15 protein-coding genes are annotated in these 17,784 nt (G+C 36.9%); 2 read left to right on the forward strand and 13 right to left on the reverse strand.

Going from position 1 to position 17,784, the window contains the following annotated elements:
• Positions 1-93 precede the first annotated feature (93 nt).
• Positions 94-642, forward strand: coding sequence for an NUDIX hydrolase (locus POD11_RS12385; protein WP_002115876.1), 549 nt, complete (start codon positions 94-96; stop codon positions 640-642).
• A 55-nt stretch (positions 643-697) separates the two neighbouring features.
• Here the strand turns inward: POD11_RS12385 and filF are convergent, their stop codons facing one another.
• The 6 genes from filF to filA form a co-directional block, all read right to left on the reverse strand.
• Positions 698-2,707 (reverse strand): putative pilus system protein FilF, encoded by a 2,010-nt coding sequence (filF, locus tag POD11_RS12390; protein WP_080649505.1) that lies wholly within the window; start codon positions 2,705-2,707, stop codon positions 698-700.
• 12 nt (positions 2,708-2,719) lie between these two features.
• The gene (gene filE, locus POD11_RS12395; RefSeq protein ID WP_262457337.1) at positions 2,720-3,979 is read right to left on the reverse strand and encodes a putative pilus assembly protein FilE; all 1,260 of its coding nucleotides are present in this window, start codon (positions 3,977-3,979) and stop codon (positions 2,720-2,722) included.
• A 17-nt stretch (positions 3,980-3,996) separates the two neighbouring features.
• The gene (filD, locus tag POD11_RS12400; protein ID WP_016142142.1) at positions 3,997-5,661 is read right to left on the reverse strand and encodes a putative pilus system OmpP1/FadL family transporter FilD; all 1,665 of its coding nucleotides are present in this window, start codon (positions 5,659-5,661) and stop codon (positions 3,997-3,999) included.
• Positions 5,662-5,673: 12 nt separating this feature from the next.
• On the reverse strand, positions 5,674-6,852 hold the full coding sequence (gene filC, locus POD11_RS12405) for a putative pilus system protein FilC (RefSeq protein WP_224993384.1): 1,179 nt from the start codon (positions 6,850-6,852) through the stop codon (positions 5,674-5,676).
• A gap of 45 nt (positions 6,853-6,897) precedes the next feature.
• Complete coding sequence (filB, locus tag POD11_RS12410) at positions 6,898-7,731, reverse strand: putative pilus system C39 family peptidase FilB (RefSeq protein WP_239968744.1); 834 nt, start codon at positions 7,729-7,731, stop codon at positions 6,898-6,900.
• Positions 7,732-8,030: 299 nt separating this feature from the next.
• Positions 8,031-8,891: a putative pilus system protein FilA gene (filA, locus tag POD11_RS12415; protein WP_262457339.1), complete on the reverse strand. Its 861-nt coding sequence runs from the start codon at positions 8,889-8,891 to the stop codon at positions 8,031-8,033.
• Between the two features lie 355 nt (positions 8,892-9,246).
• Between filA and POD11_RS12420 the strand changes: the two genes are divergently transcribed.
• On the forward strand, positions 9,247-10,599 hold the full coding sequence (locus POD11_RS12420; RefSeq protein WP_262457340.1) for an anthranilate synthase component I family protein: 1,353 nt from the start codon (positions 9,247-9,249) through the stop codon (positions 10,597-10,599).
• A gap of 3 nt (positions 10,600-10,602) precedes the next feature.
• Here the strand turns inward: POD11_RS12420 and hisC are convergent, their stop codons facing one another.
• From hisC to POD11_RS12455, 7 genes are all read right to left on the reverse strand, one after another.
• Positions 10,603-11,688 carry a histidinol-phosphate transaminase gene (gene hisC, locus POD11_RS12425; protein WP_262457341.1) on the reverse strand — a complete coding sequence of 362 codons (1,086 nt, stop codon included), beginning with the start codon at positions 11,686-11,688 and terminating at the stop codon, positions 10,603-10,605.
• Between the two features lie 69 nt (positions 11,689-11,757).
• The gene (hisD, locus tag POD11_RS12430) at positions 11,758-13,047 is read right to left on the reverse strand and encodes a histidinol dehydrogenase (RefSeq protein ID WP_239968741.1); all 1,290 of its coding nucleotides are present in this window, start codon (positions 13,045-13,047) and stop codon (positions 11,758-11,760) included.
• A gap of 106 nt (positions 13,048-13,153) precedes the next feature.
• Positions 13,154-13,837 carry an ATP phosphoribosyltransferase gene (gene hisG / locus POD11_RS12435; RefSeq protein ID WP_005071248.1) on the reverse strand — a complete coding sequence of 228 codons (684 nt, stop codon included), beginning with the start codon at positions 13,835-13,837 and terminating at the stop codon, positions 13,154-13,156.
• Positions 13,837-15,093, reverse strand: coding sequence for a UDP-N-acetylglucosamine 1-carboxyvinyltransferase (gene murA / locus POD11_RS12440; RefSeq protein WP_016142150.1), 1,257 nt, complete (start codon positions 15,091-15,093; stop codon positions 13,837-13,839). The genes hisG and murA overlap by 1 nt, the downstream gene beginning before the upstream one ends.
• A 6-nt stretch (positions 15,094-15,099) precedes the next feature.
• Positions 15,100-15,351: a BolA family iron metabolism protein IbaG gene (ibaG, locus tag POD11_RS12445; protein ID WP_002115399.1), complete on the reverse strand. Its 252-nt coding sequence runs from the start codon at positions 15,349-15,351 to the stop codon at positions 15,100-15,102.
• A 138-nt stretch (positions 15,352-15,489) separates the two neighbouring features.
• Positions 15,490-15,828 carry a ribosome hibernation-promoting factor, HPF/YfiA family gene (hpf, locus tag POD11_RS12450; protein ID WP_016142151.1) on the reverse strand — a complete coding sequence of 113 codons (339 nt, stop codon included), beginning with the start codon at positions 15,826-15,828 and terminating at the stop codon, positions 15,490-15,492.
• Positions 15,829-15,995: 167 nt separating this feature from the next.
• Positions 15,996-17,444, reverse strand: a complete 1,449-nt coding sequence (locus POD11_RS12455) for an RNA polymerase factor sigma-54 (RefSeq protein ID WP_239968740.1) — start codon at positions 17,442-17,444, stop codon at positions 15,996-15,998.
• Between the last annotated feature and the right edge of the window lie 340 nt (positions 17,445-17,784).

Raw genomic sequence — 17,784 nt, forward strand, 5'->3', positions numbered from 1 at the left:
CATCATATCTGAAAATCAAACTTAGGGAATAGAGTTGATGCGTAAGTCTAAAAATTCAGTTATGCTGAGGCATCTCTATACTCGATGATAATTATGAGTTTCTGTGTAGCGTGTGGGCATAAAACCGAACAAAAAATTCCTTTAGGTGATCATAAAGTACGCCGTGTTTGTACTCATTGTGGAAATATTCACTATGAAAATCCCAAAGTAATCTGCGGTGCCTTAGCGTTATGGGAAGACAAAGTATTACTCTGTCGTCGTGCGATTGAACCTCGTTATGGTTTATGGACATTACCTGCTGGTTATATGGAATTGTTCGAAACCATGGAACAAGGCGCAGCACGTGAAACTCGTGAAGAAGCAGAAGCTGAGATAGAAATAGAACAACTGTACTGTATGTACAATATTCCGCGTATTGGTCAAATTTATGTACTTTTCAAAGCACAGCTGAAAGATGGCATTTTTGGTGCAGGTGAAGAAAGCATTGAGAGTCGTCTGTTTGAAGAGCATGAAATCCCATGGGGAGAACTAGCCTTCCCTAGTGTCGAACATACCCTAAGACACTATTTTGAAGATCGTAAAAAACAAGTTTTCCCAACACATCTTGAAACTTTGGGTACTCGTTTAGATCATACGGGTTAATTAATTAGATAATAAAAAAAGACCGCTAAGCGGTCTTTTTTATTTGTTTAATATTTTAAGACTTAGTTTTAATTGCTTTACAAGCTGGAATAGACTGATCGGCAAGTTTAATTGACACGGTTCCAGTAATACGTTGTGCTAATGCTTTTTCTTCATCTGTTGGTGCAGGACTAATATCCTTAATATTATTATAGACAGCTTGATAGAAAGCATACAGATTAACCCAACGCGCAGTCTTGTTGTCATAATCACTTAAATTAATACTACTACTGCTGTTTTGACCTGCTAATAGATTATAGAGGTTAATCTTAGCGCCACCCACTGAAATTGAGTCATCTATCTTATCTTCTGGGTCAGAATCTGGTTTGATTACAGAGTTAAGTCCCATCAAAATCCCATTAAGGTTACCTAACTGAGGGTGTGATAAAATCATACGAACAGGAATAGAGCTATCATTTTCAGATGACTGCGTTCCTCCAGTAGTACCAAGTCTATATTGTTGTACTCCATTACTATCAATTAAGCTATTGTCTGCTACTGTTGCACATTGACCAGACATATCTGTTGCAGTTGCATTTGGTTTAATATCCGTACGAATATCTCCCTTTTCATTAACAACAATACCTAAATCGATAGGAGCTATCCCTGTCGTATCAAATCTGAATGTTAAGGTTGCATATAATGGGAAGACATAACGTTGACCAGAACTCACATTAGCTGCTGTCTTAAAGATTTCTTTTCCAAGATAACTAATTGGATTGGCTTTAATAATATCAAGTGAACCCTTATAGTTTTCTGTGCCTACTGTTTGTCGCCATAAACCATAATGCTGAATATTCCCTGTTGTTGAACGTGTTAATTGCTTATAAAAACCTTCACTACCCGCAACAGCATAATCGTTCATAAACTTACCTTGATAGATTTGCAAATCATTATTCACATTGCTATCAACGCTCAAACGTAATGGCTGAGTCGATTGAATATCTTTTGAAATTGGGTTGAGCCAGCCATTTTGTTGGGTAGCAACCAGCATTTGCATTGGTTTTGCTTTGGTCCACAATAAAACTGGTGGAGCAACACCAGTCACGTTTCCTTTATCATCTTTATAGAAAGTAGCATCACCGCGCCATTGCAGACCATATCCCATTGCATAACCTTCACGGTCAGTCAGCATGAACATATTAGCCATCATATGACGTAAATTAGTGGTAGATTTATTAAAGCAATCTGTTAATGCCTGATTACAACCATAAAACCCAAGCGGTAGTGGAGAACTTACAGGATCTGCAAATCCTGCATAAGTTGCTTCAGTTGCCTGGAATAATGCAGCATTTGCTAAGTTCGTTACTTGAACTACAAGTGCATAAGCTTGTGCATCAGACACTTTGCTTACATCTAACCAAGGTTTGAGAAGAGTTGCATATTGTCCATTTTTCCATTCTGTTGCGGTTATATCTTGTGTCAAACTCGTCAACAGGTTTTTCTTATCTTGAGTAAATTGGGTTGGTTGTAAATCTCCCACCACATTATCGCGACGTTCAACTCCAATACTTTGGAATAACTTAACTAAAGCGATTGCCACTTTAATCGTTGGATCAGAACTACTCATTGAAGCTGGAGGTTGGCCAGTTAATGCTGTTGCCATGTCCAAAACTGTTAAATGTGTTGTTCCGTATTTTCCTAATGTATCGAGTTTTATCGTACCTAACGCAATCTTGTGGGTATTACTACCTTGCAGATAAAGCGTAATTGTTTCATCAGATTTACTACTACTGATACTACAAGCACCACCAACCGAGTTACCAACCAATTTAGTAATATAATGCTGATTCGGTGATAAACTACAATCAAAATTCAATCCAGCAACTGGATAATTTAATTCAAAGTTTAAACAAGACTCATCTGAAATATTAGCAGCTTTACAATCCAAATTAGTGGTTGGAATTTCACCTCCACCCTGAGTAGGATCTTCATTAATTGTTGAGCCACCACCACCGCAACCATTTAATACAATTGCCAATGTGGATAATGCAAAAGGTAATAAAAAATTTTTACTCATCATCATTCCTATTTATTTTTAACGTAATACCGAAATTTTAATTTGTCCCTGATTAGATAGCTCTTGATCTGGCATATCTACAGCCGAAGATAAAGGCGTTAACATAATATAATGTGTACGTTCTGGTACCTGTAAAACACCTGAAATTGAGGCATGTTGTAAAATCGTCGCAGGATAAGACTTACTTTTAAAACCGCTAGCACCTTCCAAGACACAACCTTTTTCATCTAAGAAAACTGCAAGAGGCCAATAATATACTGGCTTGTCATTTGTTGTAGCATAAGAAGCCACTTGTATATTCTTAATAGAAGAATCTACTTTTACGACTTCGTATTCAAACTTTTCTTTAAGAGGTTTTCTCGGCCATAACCCCACTTCTTTATTTTGGGTCAGTTTTTTAATTGATTTTTTATAGCCATTAATAAAACACAAATCGTTTTCAAAAGTGCTTGCCAACTCTTTGTGCGATAGTCTCACATACGTAGGAGCTAATACCACAGAAGAGACTTGGTCTTCATGAGATCGATGTAATACGTTATTAAGGATAGATTGTCCGACGCCTTTTTTACGCTCAATAGATTCAGTACGGCCTAAACCGTCAGGCATAATATAAAAACGTTTTTTTCCTTCTAGATTAAACTCTTGATTCTCTAAATATTCGTTATTGACGTATTCCACACCATCAATTGTAGTGTACTTCGTCTCATCCTTTTTTGATGCTACCGGTGTTGATGAAGTAACGACATTCTTAGGCAAGGTTTGAACTGAATTCGATTCTACTTTTTCTTCAATCTTTTGTTGGGAAGCAGAATCCTTGATTACTATTTTTTCTTTACTAGTTTCTAAAGTGGACTTTTGTTCAATAACTTCTGTTTTTTCTTTACTGAGTTTTGCTTGTTTTGAAACTGTAGATTGTTTATTTATCGAGATAGTTGATGCAGTTGATGCAGTTGATGCAGTTGATGCAGTTGATGCAGTTGATGCAGTTGATGCAGTTGATGCAGTTGATGCAGTATTGGAAGACTTTTTAACTAATTTAGGCAAGTCTTTTGATTTTAAAGATGTTTCTGGCAATACTTGTTGTTCTGGACGAGTCGCCTTTATCTCTGGATGTGTTAATACTTTAGACGGTGCAACAGTTTGTTCCACCCTTTTACTCGGAACAATCATTGGTCGACCATCAGGACCAATAATCGTATAAAAACCGTCTGCGTAAGATACAGAAACACTTGCTATTGCAACAAAAAAAATCGCAATAGCAAATCTAGGTCGAGACATCCGTTTGCAATTTAATTTTACCATTTTGTTCTATAATTTAACCCGAGTACTGTAACTTTGGTATTGGTTTTAACATCCAAACCGGCATAAGGGTTTAACAGGATATTATCAACTCCTGTTTTGTTAGATAAGGTACTAGTCCCTGCTGGAATATTATCGCGGCTACGTAAGAAACCAACTGAAAGATCCAAATCTGTATCTGCATCAAAACGATATCCAATACCCAAACCAAATAATTGTGCATTATTAATTGGAATCATAGTGTTGCGTTTATCATTGGGAATAGCACTAGCACGAGGTTCATAACCCGCACGTAACTTCAAACGATCTGTTGCCGAATACTCTAAACCAATACCCCAACTCCATGGTGAAGTAAACTTTAAAGGTAATCCTAATGAAGCATCTGTCACATCATTTGATAAAAGTTTGGCAACTTTGAGTAAGGTAATCTGTCGATCAAATTCAAATTTGAACTTATCCCATGCCGAATAATCTGTCCAACCCACGTCAAAATTAACTTGCAAATCAGGGAATATTTTATATTTAATCCCTGCCTGAAAGTGTGCAGGATATTCTAAGTCCATCGCGGCCAAACCAGACTCAGAGTTTGGTACATTTCCCGGTAAACCGAGAATAGCGGCCAGAACCTGACCTGTAGCTGAGGAGTTTAAGCCTTTAATTAATTCTTGAGGAGCCTTAGCATTATTAATCAGGTATTTCCCTTTCATACGCATTTTAGCCGCGCTTTGGTAAACCATACCGAAGCCAAAATCGTCCGTTGGTTCCCACATTAACCCCAAGTTATAACTTGGGCTTAAAGACTGCTCCATAGAAACTTGCAGCGAACCCATTTTTTTAAAAGGGTCCATCCCTTCTTGAGTATTACATAAACCAAATAACAATAGATTAGTGATCATATCGTTATTGTCTTTAAACGGCCCACATACTACATCATCAACCATACGCAATACCCCAATCATATCATTGGGAAAACGCAAATCAGTTTTCATAGCAAGAGCGTTATAAGACATACCAACCGAAGCACCGATCGATAAATGATCATTTACTTGATAACCAAAAGATGGAGACAAATAAGTAATTCGCTCAACAGCCACCTGCTGTCCCATGAAGTTTCCAGCGTTACCATTTTCAGCGCCGAAGCCTGCAATTAAGGGTGCATAAATTGCCGTAGCATAGGTCAACTTTGAACCTGGAGGTTTATAAGCAATTCCTGCAGTTGGAGCAGCTAATGGATAGCCAGCTCCCAGATCAACCATTTTTTTTAGAATCGGTACATATAAGCTGGCATATTCAACATCACCACGTACAGGCCCTTTAAAATCAGTACAAATATTGGCTGTAACTTCTGGACCATCATTACAAACAAGAGGGTCATCTGAGTAGCCAAAAACGTTATAACCTGGAGGTGCCGAGAACTCACGTTGAATATCAAAGTTCGCTAGAATTCCTTGAACATCTGTCTGTAACCCATCAATTTTTGCTAAAGCTGCTGGGTTAAAGTGAACTGCACTAATACCCGGGGGATCTGCAGTTACTGCATTCCCCATCGAAAGTGAACGAATATCAACAGCTAGGTTTTGTCCTAATTGAGCATTGGCAAAGCTAGAAAAACCGGAGATAACAATTGCCGCCGTTAAAGGACATAATTTAGGATATTTCACCTGCATATCTCCTTATTTGGTTTTTTTGCCAAAGCCTATGAAATCTAGTGGGAAAGACAAACCAAGCGAAACATCTGGTGCATCTTCAGTTAAACCAATCCCTACCGTACCATTAACGATTGTTTCAGGTGAAACACGTACACCTAAAGCAAAAGACAACATTGCACTACTTTGGTCTGGCGACTTATATGCCTCACCGTTCTCGAACTGGAATTCTGCATCCATGTTGAAACTTTGTTGATATGACATGGTTAAAGACACGTCATAGTTAAATGAATAAGCAAAACCGAATGAAAAACCGCCACTAATGCCTGGGTCAAAAGAAGTTAACGTCCTCGAACCTCGTGCCTGATTTAAACCCGTTTCTTTAAAACCATAATTGGCAGATGCTGATGCAAATAACACAACTGGATCGATATATTTACGGGTACTTGCTCCCACCCCAACAGAGTAATAACCCTTACCAGTTGAAAGCTCATCTAAACCAATTTCATAAGGACTATCGCCAGTTTTTGTTGATAGGTTACCAAATAAGACCAATGGCAAACGGCCTTGCTTTAATGGGAAAGGTTCCCAGCGTGCCCCTAAAGAAATATCACCCAAACCAGCTGCAGTTGTATCTCGAACAATTTCAGACTTCGCAACGAAAGGAACGGTTGCAGATAATGTTAAGTTGTCCAATACACCATATTGAACAGTAAAACTATTCGTTAAAGTATGGTTCGCATCTTCTTCAATACGTAAACGGTTGAGTTGAGAAGAATTATCAGCTAAAGCTAAATCAATTCGAGTATCACGATAATAGGTATAATCGAGATCGTAATAAGCTGAGAATACGCCTCTTTTAATCAATGAATATTGACGCTCATTTGAAGTAAATACTTCTTGCAAATTTGTTTCTTGAGTCGCATCACCTTCTTTCTTCTGTAAGGCAGTTGCGGCTTGATCAGCTCCAGTATTTGCAGGTGTAGAAGCAGGTTCAGTAGTTACGACGTCTGTGGCTGGAGTCGTACTCACTTCTTGGGCTGAATCTGTGGCTGGAGTTACTTCTGCTGTTGTACTCGCTTCAGAAACAGCTGTAGTATTTTGTACATCTGCTTGTTGTGCAACTTGATCATCTGCATAAAGTGTACCCGTAATGGCACTTATACTTAATGCCAATACACTCATCTTCATCCATTGATTATTCATGTTTATTCCCACCTAATGTATTTATTTTACTCAATTCATATTTGATTATTTACGCTTATAGTAAAGACGCATATATGTTTCAATTGGCTGATTATAAGTTGCAGAATTTGGGTCTTTATCTAGTACCCGGCGCATGGTTGATGCTTTATTTGCTAAACGGTCATAATTGAATGTTGGATATTGCACATCCACAAAGGCATAACGGTTAACAGTCGCATCTTCCACATGACGCATATCTGAATCTTTTAGAGCCAATAAGTCTTTACGCTGCTGTTCAGGAACAGAAATAACAAATAATGTATTATTATCCCAAACCTCTTTAAAACGATTTTCATCAAAGCTGATATTCCCTAATGCTGGGTCAGCAACATATACACGTCCATCTTTATAAGCTTTATATACGACAAAATGCTTAAAACCAGCATAAGAAATTGGAACAATCGCAGGTTGTCCAAGATTGACTAAATCCGAAAATTCTCCACGGTACCCCCCACTTTCTAAACCAATAGCAGTTACAAAGCGCTTCATATCAAGTAAAGAGAAACTTCGACGCTCAATAATACGTTGATATTCGCCATATTGTAGTAAGCCGCTCATGGTCTGCTGTTCAGTCAAACTCGTTCCCACATAACCATTTAAAAGTGTCGTAAGAGCAGCTGAACCGCAGCTATAGTCATAAGCTTGTCGAACAATACCTCGAAACTGATCTTCTACAGCTGGTTTAATTTGAACTGGTTCAATATGATTACGGCGAAAAGATAAATTACGTGAATCGGCGGTCTCTGTATAATAAACAGTTCCCGGTGGCTTTTTTTCTATTTCGAAGGCTTCTGTCGCAAAGTAATATATCAATGCTGAGCCTAAAGCAATCTCTAACATAAGCACTTGTTCTAAATGGTGGCCTAACCGGCCTTATTCATTTTATTCTTAGAGCAATAGCTCTACATCCCTGTGTGTTGAAGATACCTTTTTTTTTTGAAAAAAACAGCCTTTTTTTACTTTTTTTTGATGAACGTTTAGTTTTATAAAAATAGAGAGACTTTTATACTTAATTTAATTTGATTCTTAAATTTAATAACTTATTTTGATCAATAAAAATATTTTTACATATAATAAAATTAGGTAATTAATAAATTAAAAAGCGCGTATTAAACGCGCTTTTTAATTAAACACTCAGATTAGTGGCCTGAGATTGTAATTGTAGAAGTCCCTACATTTAAACCTTGAATTTCAACATCACCAATCGATGGAGCCGCAGTAGTCGCCGTAGAACCTAAATGAACGCCTTGTACATAAACATTCATACCTTGAACACTGTTATTTTGGATTTTCAAGCCAGTTGGTACAACTGAAATATTTGCATTTACATCTAAATCACCAGTTGTATTACCTGCACCACGAACCATAACTTTATCAAGAACAATTTGACCGCCACCCGCAGCGTCGTTAATACCAAAGTTAGATAAAGTTAAACCGCCTTTTAAAGCAGAGTTTACTTTGATCATCGCACCTTGTGGAGTAGAACCTAATTGTACGTTGGCTGAAATCGCACCTAAAGATAAATCTAAACCAGAGATAATTTCAGTTGGAGCCGTTTCAGTAATACCACGTACAGCAGTGGTTGTATTTAAAGTACCAGAAGTACCCACACCAATAGAACCCACATGTACATCAACCGCACCGACATTTGCAGCAACGTTTAAAAATGCGCCATTTGTACCTGAAGCACCAACGCTATCAATTTTAAGGTCTAACAAGTTTGTTGTCGCATCAACTTGTTTAACAGTTACTCCGCTTACTACAATCGCACCCGCAGTTGCTGCAGCACCCGTAATACCTGTAGCCGGATCTAAACCATCATTATCATGAACAATTAATTTATCGATAGAAATACCGCCAGAACCTAAAGCGATACCAATATTAATACCATCTTGACCTGTAGCAGCACTAAGCGCAGCATCGTCCATTGACTGCATTGCCATTGCATTTGCACTGATAGCTAAAGAAGAAACTAAAGCAAGTTTAGTGAACATTTTCATTGAGCACTCTCCCAAGAGCATTTATTTTTTGACTTTAACCACTCTCATTGTCTCAAGTCGCATTTTTCTTTATATGGCAACCGAAACTTCCAATCCTTGAGTAGTTTTGCTTAGCAATTACTAAATTACATGTACGTTACTTTTTGTTCAACTAGTGTTGTGCATTTTTTGCCAATTAACCGACAAACGGTACACCTTAAGTTTTACTTCATAAATGTTCGTAAACATATAAAATCTTAAGCTGTAATTGTGCTTGTTTTATCAGCAAAAAGTTTTCTATATAAAAGTCTTCCTCCTGATGAACTATGACTTGTAGTAAACTATGTTCTCTCATTAACCACCACCCTATTTAAAAATGTCTCAGTTAAAGAAAAAAATCTCTTTACATGGTAAAAGTGCTGCCGATATTTTAAAAAAGTTACAAGGGTTAACTGGGCTTGTTTATTTAAATGACAATAACAATCCAATTATTGGATTCCTTCCTCAAAAGTATATTCTTTTTCAAGATGAAAGTTATCTAGAGTTTCAACATCAAAATTTTAATGAATATAGAAATATATCAAAATTAAATCACTTAATAGACTTTACCCAATTCAAAGAGAATAATTCACAAGTAAATATTAATGCTACAACAAGTTTTACAGGGGGGTATATTGGTTTTATCAGTTATGATTTTTCTGCTCATCAGTTTATTGACATAAAAAACCATATACAGCCCTCTTTATTTTTAGGCCAATATCGTTCTTTTTTAAAATATATAGATAATGATTGGTATTTTTTTAGTGATGAACCAGATGCACTTGAGCTATTCTCATATCTTGAAAATAGAATAGAGAATTCTATTTCTAATCATTCTAAAAATATATTTGAATTAAAAACCACTATTCAGCCAAGGTGGTCTAAAAAACAATATTTTGATGCTTTTTATAAAATACAAGAATATATTAAAGCTGGTGATTGCTATCAAATTAATTTAACCCAAGAATTTAAAGCTGATTTCAAAGGATCTTTATTAAATAAAGCAGCAGATTTATGGGGTCTTACTAATGCACCATATGCAGGTTATTTAAAATTAGATAATTTTGAATTATTAAGTTGTTCCCCGGAGCTTTTTATTGAGTTCAATCAAAATAAACAAATTAAGACAAGACCCATTAAAGGGACAATGCCTCGATATAAGAATGTAGAAAAAGATTTTATTTCAAAACAAACCTTAAAAAACTCTCAAAAAGATCAGGCAGAGAATGTCATGATCGTTGATTTATTACGTAATGATTTGAGCATTTATGCCAATACAGGATCAGTAAAAACAACAAAACTATTTGAGATTGAAAGTTTCAATCAAGTACATCACATGGTAAGTGAGATTGTTGCGACCCTTAAAGATGATGTTAATCCTATGCAAATGCTGCTCTCTGCCTTACCTGGAGGATCAATCACAGGTGCTCCGAAAATTCGGGCAATGCAGATTATTGAAGAGTTAGAGGAAGCAGCAAGAGGTGCATATTGCGGGACATTGGGCTATTTCAATTTTGATGGAACAGGCCGCTGGAATATTCTTATCCGTAGTTTTCAACAATATCAAAATCAGCTTTCTTTATGGGCTGGTGGTGGTATTACAATTGCATCAAATGCTGAAGCAGAATATCAAGAGAGTCTTGATAAAGTCTCTGCTATGCTGAACCTAATGAACAGCACAGCAGAGTAAAATTTAGAGAATATCTTGTTTTAATGTTTGTACTAAACGCTCATTTTGCTCATCAGTCCCTACTGTAATCCGTAAGAATTGATTAATACGCGGCTTATTGAAATAGCGCACAATAATGCCCTGCTCACGTAATTGCTGTGCAAGTTGACCTGCATCATGCAATGAATGTGAAGCAAAAATAAAGTTCGCTTTAGATGGCAAAACTTTAAAGCCTAAAGTAGTTAAATCATCTACTAGCTTTTCACGACTAGAAATAACTTTCTGGCATTGCTCTTCAAAATAAGCTTGATCGTTAAAAGACGCTACAGCTGCTGCAATTGCAAAACGGTCAATAGGATATGAATTAAAACTATTTTTAACAGCTTCAAGAGCTGCAATTAAATGAGGCTGAGCAATCGCGAAGCCAACGCGTAAACCCGCAAGAGACCGAGATTTTGAAGTTGTTTGGCACACCACCAAATTCTCATAGCGGTTTACCAAACTGACAGCGGATTCTGCACCAAAATCAATATAAGCTTCATCAATCACAACCACTCGATCTGGATTCGCTTTTAAGATTTGTTCAATTTCCTGCAAACCTAGGGCAATACTTGTTGGTGCATTAGGGTTCGTAATAATAACCCCCCCATTTGGTTGCACATAATCCTTAACGTCTATCTCAAAATTTTCATTGAGTGGAATTTCTTTAGTTTTTGTTCCAAAGAACTGACTGTAAACTGGATAAAAACTATAAGTGATATCTGGATACAGAATCGGTTCATCTTGAAGAAAAAATGCTTTAAAAATATGAGCAAGTACTTCATCTGAACCATTACCAACGAAAACTTGAGATACTTCAATATTCTGTTGTTTAGCAATTGCTTGCTTTAAAGCTGTTGCATCTGGATCTGGATATAAACGCAATGCATCAGCTTGTTGAGTTAAAACAGTTTGAACTGCTTCGACTACTTTTGGTGAAGGTGGATATGGATTTTCATTCGTATTGAGTTTCAATAAATTCTGAATTTTAGGCTGCTCACCCGGAACATAAGGTTCTAATTCACGAACTTCTGGACTCCAAAAGCGCATTTGTGCTGTAGATAAAGTCATGGTCTTATCTCAAAAAAGGGCTGAAAATCAGCCCTGAGTAATAATTAAAAAACTACAAGGTTTATAAACTTATTGATAACGATAGCGAGCTGAGCGTGCATGGGCATCCAAGTTCTCTTGAACAGCTAATATGTCGGCTGTTTTAGCTAACGTTTTAACCCCATCTTTCGAACACATAATCAAGCTCGAACGCTTTTGGAAATCATAAACGCCTAAAGGAGAAGAAAAACGAGCTGTTCCAGAAGTTGGCAATACATGATTTGGACCTGCACAATAGTCACCAATTGCTTCAGGTGTATAACGTCCCATGAAAATTGCTCCAGCATGACGAATATATTCGCTCATGGCTTCGGCATCATCTAAACAAAGCTCTAAATGCTCTGGTGCAACCTGATTAATCAATTCAATTGCTTCTGCACGGTCTTTGACTAATACCAAAGCACCACGGTTTTCAATTGAAGTTCGAGCAATATCTGCCTTTGGCAATTCATTTAAATGCTTTTCAATTGCCAACTCGACTGCATTAAGCAAAGCTTCATCTGGAGTGATAAAAATAGCTTGAGCAACTGTGTCATGTTCAGCTTGAGATAAAACATCCATAGCTAACCAATCTGCATTATTCTCGCCTTCTGCGTATACTAAAATTTCAGAAGGTCCAGCAATCATATCAATCCCGACTTGACCAAATACAGCACGTTTAGCAGCTGCTACAAAACGATTCCCAGGACCAGTAATTTTATCTACAGGGGGAATAGTTTGAGTACCATAAGCAAGAGCTGCTACAGCTTGAGCCCCACCAATGGTGAATACTCGGCTAACCCCAGCAAGGTAAGCTGCCGCAAGGACTAATGGATTCAGTTCACCATTCGGTGCTGGAACAACCATAATAATTTCAGGTACACCTGCAACATGGGCTGGTACAGCATTCATTAAAACTGAAGATGGATAAGAGGCTAAACCGCCTGGTACATAAATACCTACACGGTCTAGAGGTGTCACTTTTTGCCCTAATGTATTACCCAAATCATCTATATAAGTCCAGCTATCTTGTTTCTGAGCTTCATGAAATGTACGAATACGAGTTGCTGCTAACTGAAGAGCATCGCGAATTTCTGGATTTAAATTATCAAAAGCAGTTTTAAGTTGTTGTTGAGATAATTCTAAATCTGAGAATTGATGCGCTGGATGTCGATCGAACTGTTGAGTGAGCTTTAAAACATGATCATCACCATGCTGACGAACATCAGCAATAATTTGATCTACTGTTTGCACTAAATTAAGATCATTTACGGTTTCAAATGCTAAAAGCTCAGCAAAAACCTGTTTAAAGTTCTGATCTTGAGTCGATAAACGTCGCATCAATTTACCCACAAGGCGAAAAAGAAAAACCAAGTTTACTCTTTTTCTAAGCACTTGTGGGCATCATCTGAAGCAACTATCACAAAAGCATGATGGGAAATTGCTTTTAACGTGATTGAACGGCTTGCTCAAGCTGTGAAATGATTGGATTTAATAGAGTCTGCTTACGTTTAAAACTAGCTTTATTTACAATTAAACGTGAAGAAACTTTGCAAATTTCCTCTAATGGTTCAAGACCATTCGCTCTGAGCGTATTACCAGTATCGACCACATCCACAATGTAATCACCCAACCCGACCAAAGGCGCTAACTCCATAGAACCATAGAGTTTAATTACATCCACTTGCTCACCTAAGCTTGCATAATACTGACGTGTAAGATTGACATATTTCGTGGCAATTTTTAAACGGCCTTTTGGACGCTCCATTCCCACTTTACCAGCAGTCATTAATTTACACTTAGCGATTTTCAGGTCAAGTAGCTCATATACATGCTGAGCACCATGTTCCATCAACACATCTTTACCTGCTACACCTAGATCTGCTGCGCCATTTTCTACATAAGTAGGCACATCAGATGCACGTAAAATCAAAATACGTACTTGCTTATGCGTAGTAGGAAAAATCAGTTTACGGGACTTTTCCGGATCTTCCAGCAAATTAATGCCCGCTGTAGCTAGCAAAGGTAACGTCTCTTTTAAGATACGCCCTTTACTAAGTGCCAAGGTCAAACCATGATCAAAATTGCCCATCACATCAAAATTAGGATCATCGTTTCTTACATCATTCATTAACTTACTCGCTTAATTTTGGCACCTAAACCTTGAAGTTTCTCTTCGACATGCTCATAACCACGGTCAATATGGTAGATACGATCGATTAAGGTATCTCCCTCTGCAACTAAAGCTGCCAAAACTAAAGAGAATGAAGCACGCAAATCAGTTGCCATTACAGGTGCTGCCTGTAAAGTTTCTACTCCAGTTACGATTGCGTCATGGCCTTCGACCTGAATATTAGCCCCCATGCGTGACAACTCAGGAACATGCATAAAACGATTTTCAAAAATTGTTTCAGAAATCGTTGCAAATCCACGACCGATAGCATTTACAGCCATAAGCTGAGCTTGCATATCTGTTGGAAACTCTGGATGGGGCAAAGTTCTAAAACTTACAGCTTTAGGGCGTTTGCCTAACATATCAAGTTCGATCCAGTCATCGCCACGAGTGACTTCAGCACCCATTTCTTCAAACTTATCCAAAACAGATTCAAGTAATGCAGGGTCAGTATGAGTAGTTTTGACACGACCACCCGTAATTGCAGCAGCTGCTAAATAAGAACCTGTTTCGATACGATCAGCTACAACAGCATATTCACAGCCGTGCAAACTTTCTACTCCAGTTACAACTAAAGTATCGGTATCAATACCTTCAATCTTAGCACCCATTTTAATGAGCATTTGAGCAAGGTCAGTAATCTCAGGTTCACGAGCTGCATTACGAATAGTTGTAACACCATCAGCCAGTGCAGCAGCCATCAAGATGTTTTCAGTACCACCAACGGTAACCATATCGAAAACAACTTCGCCACCTTTTAAACGACCTTCAACTGAAGCATGGACATAACCATTTTCAACTTCAATATGTGCACCTAAAGCTTCTAAGGCTTTTAAATGCTGATCAACTGGACGTGATCCAATTGCACAACCACCCGGTAAAGAAACTTTGGCATTACCATAACGTGCTAATAATGGTCCTAAAACCAAAATTGAGGCACGCATTGTTTTTACCAATTCATAAGGAGCAAACTGATTATCTAAAGTAGAGGTATCAGCTTTTACTGTGTCATTTTCATAGCCGATTGTAACCCCTAATCCACCAATCAACTTAACCAAAGTATTTACATCTTTAAGATTTGGAACATTGGTAATCGTAATTGGTGAGTCTGCAAGAATAGTTGCAGCAAGTAATGGTAAAGCCGCATTTTTAGCACCAGAAATGCGCACTTCCCCTTCGAGCTTAACACCACCCGTAATTAAAAATTTATCCATTAATATTTAAGCTCCGAAAAGGCTTGCTTTACGCCATTCATCTTTGGTCATTGCACGAATTGTTACCGCGTGAACTTCGCCACTTGCAATATAAGTATTTAATGGTGCATAAACTAATTGTTGGCGAGCAACAGTACGCTTACCGTCAAATTGATCATCCACAATACGGAGGTCAAATTTTCCGGCCTGTCCGCTCACCGCTACTTCCGCTTCAGGGAAAGCTTCTTTTAAAATTTGAGTGAGCTGTTCACTATTCATTGCAAAGACCTCTGACACAACCTAAGGTGTAAAACGAAGTATTTTACTATAACTTTTTCAAAGAATTCAGTACGTGTTTATATTTTATCAATAAAAAAGAGGCTATCTTTCAAGCCTCTCTCAACTATATAAAACTTATTAAGCAGAAACAGTAACTTGCGAATAAGTACACTGCATTTTCCGATATTTTAATAATTGTTTTTTTAATTTTTCAGTAAGCTTTTTAATTGAAGTATACATGTCATCAGCAGTTGCCTGAGCAAACAACTCAATTCCCGGCAACCTTACAATAGCCTCTGCAACATGGTTTGAACTACCTTTATGAGAGCGCTTATCAATTTGATGATCTTTTGTTAATTTAATCTGCATACTATTCACCTGATCTAGATGTTTCGTTAACTGATTAAATTTTGATTTAATATTTTCTTCTATAGCTGGTGTAATTGCTAAATGATGTCCACGAATCGTTATTTGCATAATTCTATCCCTCACCTTTTTTAGGTTATCTAAAGAAGAACCAAAACGATTTAATGCTATCAAAAAGAAAACTTGGGACAATTAAACCATTTTAGTTACTCTCTTGGTGAAAATGAAATTTCATTATTTCGTCATAATGAATTCCTAGAATAGTCATACTTCAAAATTCAGATCAAGACTTTTCTCTCAGACGACGAAGGAATATGTAACGATTCTCGATATTTTGCAACCGTTCTTCGAGCCACTTCAATTCCCTCATCCTTTAATAATGTAGCAATTACATTATCTGACAAAGGTTTACGTGGATTTTCATTTGCGACCAATTTTTTGATCATTGCACGAATCGCAGTAGAAGAAGCCTCTCCCCCAGCAGTTGTTCCTACATGGCTAGAGAAAAAATATTTCAACTCAAACAGACCACGAGGCGTAAGCATATACTTATTTGTAGTGACCCGAGAAACTGTAGATTCATGCAATTCAACCTCTTCCGCCACATCTCGAAGAACAAGCGGCTTCATTGCCTCAGGACCTATCTCCAAAAAAGCTTTTTGATGCTCCACAATACAAGAAGCTACTTTTAATAATGTTTTATGCCTTTCATCAATACTCTTAATAAAATTTTTCGCCTCAAGCATTTGATTACGTAAATATAAATTATCCTCGCTCTGATCTGCCCTACGAATCATACTCGAGTAAAAGGAATTAATTCGTAATTTAGGAAGTACATCTGGATTTAGCTGAACCTGCCAATGTAAATCTTTTTTTGAAACGACTACATCTGGAATTTGATAATCAGATTCTTGCTTATCAAAATCCATACCAGGATATGGTTTTAATGTCTTTAAAAGGTCGATTGCAAATTTTAGTTGGTCTCTCGTTAGGCCTGTTTGTTTGAGTAGCTTATTTAGGTCATTTGCTATTAAAAGCTCATAATGCTGCAATAAGCTTTTTGCCTCGATTAAGTACTCAACATCTTTGGGTAGAAATTCGAGCTGTACCTTTAAGCATTCCGCTAAATTACGTGAACCAATCCCTAATGGATCAAGACGTTGAATATGCTTCAAAACAACTAAAACTTCATCCTCTTCAATTTCTTCCTCAATATCCATTTCATTTAACAATTGTTGTGCTGCTAAAATTATTTCTTCTATTTCAGCATCTAAAAACCCTTTATCATCTAATGCATCAACAATACAATAAGCAATTAATTGATCTATTTTAGAGAAATGCAAAAGATTAACTTGCTCTAAAATATGTTCCTTTAGAGATAATTGAACTTGGCGATTATCCTCACGCTCTTCAAATTCTGGAGTAGCTAAAGCCGTCGATTGATGTGTATAAACATCATCCCACTCAGTATCGACTGGCAAATCATCAGGCAAATGGTTTGCATTTAGTTCAGTTGTCAAATCATCTGATTCTTTACTTTCTAATGTAGACAGACTTTCCGTTAATGACTCTTCTTCTATTTTTTCAAGTAAAGGATTACTATCTAATTGAATCTGAATTTCCTGTTCTAGCTCTAAACTAGAGAGTTGTAATAAACGAATCGCCTGCTGCAATTGAGGTGTTAACGATAAAGAATTCGCAACTTTCAATCCAACAGATAATTTCATATATTTTAGTTTCCATAAAACAAGCAAAAATCATGCCTATTCAACATTTATAACATATAGTCTCCATTTGTTATACATATCTAAATGAATTTTCTAGAAGAAAAAATAGATTTTTCCAATTATAAAAATAATCTTATTAAATTAATTCTATCAAACATAGTTCCAAAGACAGTAGACACAACTCTTTAGGTAAAAATTTAATTAGAAGGGGCTAACCTTTTTCTAATTTTGTCTAATTAAATGCTCTTTCTATCTACAGTTTTTTATTGAATTTAAAGATTTAAATCCATAAATCTAATTTAGATTTTTAATATATTTTTCTTTCTACATAAAAAAACAC

Origin of the sequence: Acinetobacter sp. P1(2023), from assembly GCF_028367635.1 — a bacterium.
In the GTDB taxonomy this organism is placed as follows: Bacteria; Pseudomonadota; Gammaproteobacteria; order Pseudomonadales; family Moraxellaceae; genus Acinetobacter; species Acinetobacter pittii_E.

Coding starts and splice junctions, on each gene's coding strand:
- filB (WP_239968744.1), bottom strand. CDS start 7,731: ATGTTAGAGATTGCTTTAGGCTCAGCATTGATATATTACTTTGCGACA.
- POD11_RS12420 (WP_262457340.1), top strand. CDS start 9,247: ATGTCTCAGTTAAAGAAAAAAATCTCTTTACATGGTAAAAGTGCTGCC.
- POD11_RS12385 (WP_002115876.1), top strand. CDS start 94: ATGAGTTTCTGTGTAGCGTGTGGGCATAAAACCGAACAAAAAATTCCT.
- ibaG (WP_002115399.1), bottom strand. CDS start 15,351: ATGAATAGTGAACAGCTCACTCAAATTTTAAAAGAAGCTTTCCCTGAA.
- murA (WP_016142150.1), bottom strand. CDS start 15,093: ATGGATAAATTTTTAATTACGGGTGGTGTTAAGCTCGAAGGGGAAGTG.
- hisC (WP_262457341.1), bottom strand. CDS start 11,688: ATGACTTTATCTACAGCACAAATGCGCTTTTGGAGTCCAGAAGTTCGT.
- hpf (WP_016142151.1), bottom strand. CDS start 15,828: ATGCAAATAACGATTCGTGGACATCATTTAGCAATTACACCAGCTATA.
- filC (WP_224993384.1), bottom strand. CDS start 6,852: ATGAATAATCAATGGATGAAGATGAGTGTATTGGCATTAAGTATAAGT.
- hisG (WP_005071248.1), bottom strand. CDS start 13,837: ATGAATGATGTAAGAAACGATGATCCTAATTTTGATGTGATGGGCAAT.
- POD11_RS12455 (WP_239968740.1), bottom strand. CDS start 17,444: ATGAAATTATCTGTTGGATTGAAAGTTGCGAATTCTTTATCGTTAACA.
- filA (WP_262457339.1), bottom strand. CDS start 8,891: ATGAAAATGTTCACTAAACTTGCTTTAGTTTCTTCTTTAGCTATCAGT.
- filE (WP_262457337.1), bottom strand. CDS start 3,979: ATGTCTCGACCTAGATTTGCTATTGCGATTTTTTTTGTTGCAATAGCA.
- filF (WP_080649505.1), bottom strand. CDS start 2,707: ATGATGATGAGTAAAAATTTTTTATTACCTTTTGCATTATCCACATTG.
- hisD (WP_239968741.1), bottom strand. CDS start 13,047: ATGCGACGTTTATCGACTCAAGATCAGAACTTTAAACAGGTTTTTGCT.